This is a genomic window from Aquimarina sp. I32.4 (assembly GCF_002924285.1).
GTDB lineage: Bacteria > Bacteroidota > Bacteroidia > Flavobacteriales > Flavobacteriaceae > Aquimarina.
Window position 1 is genome coordinate 1 of record NZ_PGUB01000176.1, and the last position, 5,317, is coordinate 5,317.

A 5,317-nucleotide genomic window follows, 5' to 3' on the forward strand; every position below is an offset into this window, starting at 1 on the left:
TTAAAATTAAACAAAAAAAATTAGGCGGGTTTTAAAACCCGCCTAATTCTTATTTACACAGTTTATTGGACACTACCAGATTTATCGAGCACTGTACAACACAAAAAAAGCTCTGCTATATAAATAACAGAGCTTTTTGTGATAATAAAATATTTTAAATATAATTATGCATTATTACGATGTCTTTCTCTTGCCAACAATGTATTTTTAAGTAACATTGCTATTGTCATTGGCCCTACTCCTCCAGGAACAGGGGTAATAAAAGATGATTTTTTACTTACGTTTTCAAAATCTACGTCTCCAACAATTCGATATCCTCTTGTTTTTGATTCATCTGGAACCCTAGTAATACCCACATCAATAACTACGGCATCATCTTTAACCATTTCTGCTTTTAAGAAATTAGGGACTCCTAATGCAGAGATCACGATATCTGCCTGAGAAATAATCTGAGTAATATTTTTTGTATGACTATGCGTCAATGTTACTGTTGAATTACCTGGCCATCCTTTTCTTCCCATTAGAATACTCATAGGCCTTCCTACAATATGGCTTCGCCCTATAACAACAGTATGCTTTCCTTTGGTATCAACACTATATCGTTCTAATAATTCTAGAATACCAAATGGAGTTGCTGGAATAAAAGTAGACATATCCAATGCCATTTTACCAAAGTTCATAGGATGAAAACCATCTACATCTTTATCTGGATCTACTGCTAGTAATACTTTTTGCGTATCAATTTGTGGCGGCAATGGTAGTTGTACTATAAAACCATCAATATCATCGTTTTCATTCAATTCTTTGATCTTTGCCAACAATTCTACTTCACTAGTAGTACTCGGCATTTTGACCAAAGTAGACTCAAAACCTATTCGCTCACAAGCTCTCACCTTACTACCAACATAGGTTAAACTAGCCCCATCATTACCTACTAATACAGCAGCTAGATGTGGTACTTTTTCACCACGCTCTTTCATTTTCTCTACCTCAACAGCTATTTCATTTTTGATATCGTTACTTACCTTTTTTCCGTCTAATATTTCCATTCCCCCTAGAGTTACCTTTAGTTTTTATGATTACTAATTATATTTATTTCATTTTGCCCATCATCTGCATCATTCGCTTTCCCCCACTACCCTGCATCATTTTCATCATTTTGCTCATCTGATCAAACTGCTTGAGCAACTGATTTACTTGCTGAATCGATGTCCCTGATCCTTTACCAATACGTTTTTTTCTACTTGAATTGATAACTTGAGGTTTTGACCTTTCTTCTGGAGTCATAGAATGAATAATAGCTTCAATATGCTTAAAAGCATCATCATCTATATCCATATTTTTCATCATCTTACCTGCACCAGGAATCATACCTATCAGGTCTTTCATGTTACCCATTTTTTTGATCTGCTGAATCTGCTTCAAGAAATCATCAAAGCCAAACTGATTTTTAGCAATTTTCTTCTGTAACTTCCTAGCTTCTTCTTCATCAAATTGCTCCTGTGCCCTTTCTACAAGAGAAACCACATCCCCCATACCTAGGATACGATCTGCCATACGAGAAGGATAAAACACATCGATCGCTTCCATTTTCTCCCCAGTACCTATAAACTTAATCGGCTTATTGACTACAGACTTTATTGATATTGCTGCTCCACCTCGAGTATCTCCATCAAGCTTAGTAAGGATCACACCATCAAAATTCAATACATCATTAAAAGTTTTTGCTGTATTTACCGCATCTTGCCCAGTCATAGAGTCAACAACAAATAGTGTTTCGTTGGGCGTAATAGCTTTGTGAATATTCGCAATCTCTGTCATCATAACTTCATCAACTGCCAAACGTCCTGCTGTATCAATAATAACTACATTAAATCCGTTGGCCTTTGCATGAGCAACTCCAGCTTTAGCAATAGCAACAGGATCATTATTCCCTCTATCACTAAATACCTCCACATTAATTTGCTCACCAACTACATGTAACTGATCAATTGCGGCTGGTCTATAGACATCACATGCAACAAGAAGTGGTTTTTTAGTTTTTTTGGTCGCAAGAAAATTAGCTAGTTTACCAGAAAACGTAGTTTTACCAGACCCTTGTAGTCCAGACATTAATACCACCGATGGATTTCCTGACAGGTCAACTCCTGCAACATCTCCTCCCATTAATTCTGTCAATTCATCCTTAACGAGTTTTACCATTAACTGCCCCGGCTTTAAGCTTTTTAGAACATTTTGCCCTAATGCCTTTTCTTTTACCGTTGCCGTAAATTCTTTAGCAATTTTATAATTTACATCAGCATCAACTAATGCCCTTCTCACTTCCTTAAGGGTTTCAGCAACATTTACTTCTGTTATCTGCCCATGCCCTTTTAAAATATGTAAGGCCTTATCTAACTTATCACTTAAATTATCAAACATATATTTTCTCGTATTTTCAAAACACTATCTTTATCAATAGATCGTGCAAATTTAAGAATTTGAAGTGTATAAATAAAGGATGCAATTATAGAATTATAGAAGTAATCCTATGATTTGTTCTTGATTATGATTTAGAGAATCCATCATATCTTAAAAATAACCTTAATAAATATCTTTAGAAAAAAATTACAAAGCTGTTACCTTAACAAAAAGCAATCTCAATTTATAGCTGTGAACTATTGAAAATGCTTGATGCCACTATAACTTACAACCTCATCTCCTCCTACAACTTTTACAGCATTTTTAATAATTTCAAAACCTTTTTTCTTAAAAAATGGCTGTGTCATTAAATTCACTTTTGCTGTCAGGGTAACAATATTTAAGTCTTTTGCTATTTCTTCGATGGTTTTATACAATTCGGCAGCAATACCTCTACCGTGATAATTCATGTGTACAAAAATATATTCTATATTTCCTTTTTTATCCATTGAGAATGACCCAACAATTTCACCATTTAACTTAGCATTATAAACAAAGTCTTTTTCAAACTTATCTTGCCAATATGCTTTATTTATTGCCAGTCGTGAGTATATTTTAATTTCAGGTTTGGTAAATATCATTGCACCATAGGTAATTACTGTTTGATAAAACAAATGCTGCATCAATGGTAAATCTTGATTTGTTGCTCTTGATATTTCACAATTCATATTACTAAAATAAAAAAAACAACTCCCATATCACATTTTATCCATTTAATTTTTAAGCCATACTTAGACCAAAGGGAAAAAAAATCGGTATTCTTCCATTAATTGAAGGAAAAATACCGATTTTAAAGAATTTCTTACTTTTAAAACTACATTCGTTCAGGAACATTAATTCCTAAAAGTGTAAATGCAGATTTAATTGTACGACTTACTAAATCTGAAAGCTGCACTCTAAATATTTTTTCATCATCTGAGTCTGCACCAAATATAGGTACGTTTTGAAAGAAAGAATTATAACTTTTTACCAAATCATATGTATAATTCGCAATTACTGCAGGACTAAGTTCATTTGCTGCATTTTGTATTATTTCTGGGTAAGATTCTAACAACTTGATAACATCCTTTTCTTTCTGATTCAACACGATCGCAGAAATATCTTTACTACAATCAAAATCTGCCTTACGCAAAATCGCTTGAATTCTCGCATAAGTATATTGTATAAATGGTCCCGTATTACCTTGAAAATCTACAGATTCCTCAGGATTAAAGAGAATACGCTTTTTGGGATCTACTTTTAAAATATAATATTTTAATGCTCCTAGCCCTATAATACGATATACCTCTTTTTTTTCTTCATCAGTATACCCTTCTAGTTTACCAAGGTCTTTAGAAATATCACCTGCTGTCTTTGTCATCTCTATGATTAGATCATCTGCATCAACTACAGTTCCTTCTCTACTCTTCATCTTACCAGTAGGCAAATCAACCATACCATAACTAAGATGATGTAAATATTGCGCCCAATCATATCCTAGTTTTTTCAAAATCAAAAACAACACTTTAAAATGGTAATCTTGCTCATTACCTACAGTATAAATCATCCCCCCTATATCAGGATTATCCTTTACTCGTTGAATCGCTGTTCCTATATCCTGAGTCATATATACTGCCGTGCCATCACTACGCAACACTAATTTCTCATCAAGTCCTTCATCTGTAAGGTCACACCACACAGATCCGTCTTCTTTTTTAAAGAAAACACCTTTAGTCAACCCTTCTTCAATATTATTTTTACCTAGCAAGTATGTATCACTCTCATAATAATAGCTATCAAAATCTACTCCCAGAGCTTTATAAGTTTGATCAAAGCCATCATACACCCATCCATTCATCATTTGCCATAATTGTACTACATCTTTATCTCCTGCCTCCCATTTTCTAAGCATTTCTTGGGCTTCTATAATAACTGGTGCTTCTTTTTTTGCTTCCTCCTCTGTTTTTCCTTCCCCTATTAGTTGAGCAATTTGCTCTTTATACACCTGATCAAATTTCACATAATAGTTACCTGCTAATTTATCTCCTTTTAAACCAGTAGATTCTGGTGTTTCTTCATTACCATATTTTTGCCATGCCAACATAGACTTACAAATATGTATCCCTCTGTCATTTATAATCTGAGTTTTATACACTCTTTTTCCGCTCGCTTTTATAATTTCTGCAACAGCATATCCCAATAGGTTATTTCTAATATGACCTAAATGCAAAGGTTTGTTTGTATTTGGTGAAGAATACTCTACCATCGTTGCTTTATCATTCTCAGAGGGCGTGACAAATCCATACTTTTTATCATTCTTAGCTTTTGCAAAAAAACTAAAGTAATATGAGTCAGAAATTACAAGATTCAGAAAACCTTTTACCACATTATAATTATCAATTTCGTTTACATGTTCTACCAAATATTGACCGACTGCCTCTCCTATCTGAACAGGGTTTCCTTTTACTACTCGTAACATTGGAAATACCACTATTGTAATATCCCCTTCAAACTCTTTTCGGGTAGCTTGTAATTCCACAGACTCTAATTGAGCACTATACAATTGCTGTATTGCTTCTTTTACTTTTCCCGAAATGACTTCTTGTACACTCATCTTCTTAAAAATTTAAGCTGCAAAGATAATAGAATTTACACTGTAGCACTATGTGTTTTCTAATCATTCATTATGTTCAAAAAAAACACATCATAATTTTATAAGGTAGCTAAGGTTATTTATTCCCACACTGAATCTATTTTTATAAATAAACTACGAAAAACAAATTTATATCAAGTAACAGTTAATTATTAATCGTTAGGGTAATTAGTTCTTATAAATCTTTCAGGCGGCGTATTTGGCGTGCTTATGATGGAAATATTT

The 5,317-nt window shown here is 33.5% G+C and carries 4 protein-coding genes; all 4 read right to left on the reverse strand.

All coding sequences use genetic code 11. The features are described 5' to 3' along the window. Window positions 1–164: 164 nt before the first annotated feature. On the reverse strand, window positions 165–1,049 hold the full coding sequence (locus tag CVD18_RS21275) for a bifunctional 5,10-methylenetetrahydrofolate dehydrogenase/5,10-methenyltetrahydrofolate cyclohydrolase (protein WP_103867484.1): 885 nt from the start codon (window positions 1,047–1,049) through the stop codon (window positions 165–167). 43 nt (window positions 1,050–1,092) lie between these two features. Continuing rightward, entirely contained in the window at window positions 1,093–2,421 is a 1,329-nt protein-coding gene (ffh, locus tag CVD18_RS21280) for a signal recognition particle protein (RefSeq protein ID WP_103867485.1), read from the reverse strand. Window positions 2,422–2,657: 236 nt separating this feature from the next. Then, complete coding sequence (locus CVD18_RS21285; protein WP_103867486.1) at window positions 2,658–3,128, reverse strand: GNAT family N-acetyltransferase; 471 nt, start codon at window positions 3,126–3,128, stop codon at window positions 2,658–2,660. 146 nt (window positions 3,129–3,274) lie between these two features. Further along, window positions 3,275–5,053 (reverse strand): arginine--tRNA ligase, encoded by a 1,779-nt coding sequence (gene argS, locus CVD18_RS21290; protein WP_103867487.1) that lies wholly within the window; start codon window positions 5,051–5,053, stop codon window positions 3,275–3,277. Between the last annotated feature and the right edge of the window lie 264 nt (window positions 5,054–5,317).

Coding starts and splice junctions, on each gene's coding strand:
- CVD18_RS21285 (WP_103867486.1), bottom strand. CDS start 3,128: ATGAATTGTGAAATATCAAGAGCAACAAATCAAGATTTACCATTGATG.
- argS (WP_103867487.1), bottom strand. CDS start 5,053: ATGAGTGTACAAGAAGTCATTTCGGGAAAAGTAAAAGAAGCAATACAG.
- CVD18_RS21275 (WP_103867484.1), bottom strand. CDS start 1,049: ATGGAAATATTAGACGGAAAAAAGGTAAGTAACGATATCAAAAATGAA.
- ffh (WP_103867485.1), bottom strand. CDS start 2,421: ATGTTTGATAATTTAAGTGATAAGTTAGATAAGGCCTTACATATTTTA.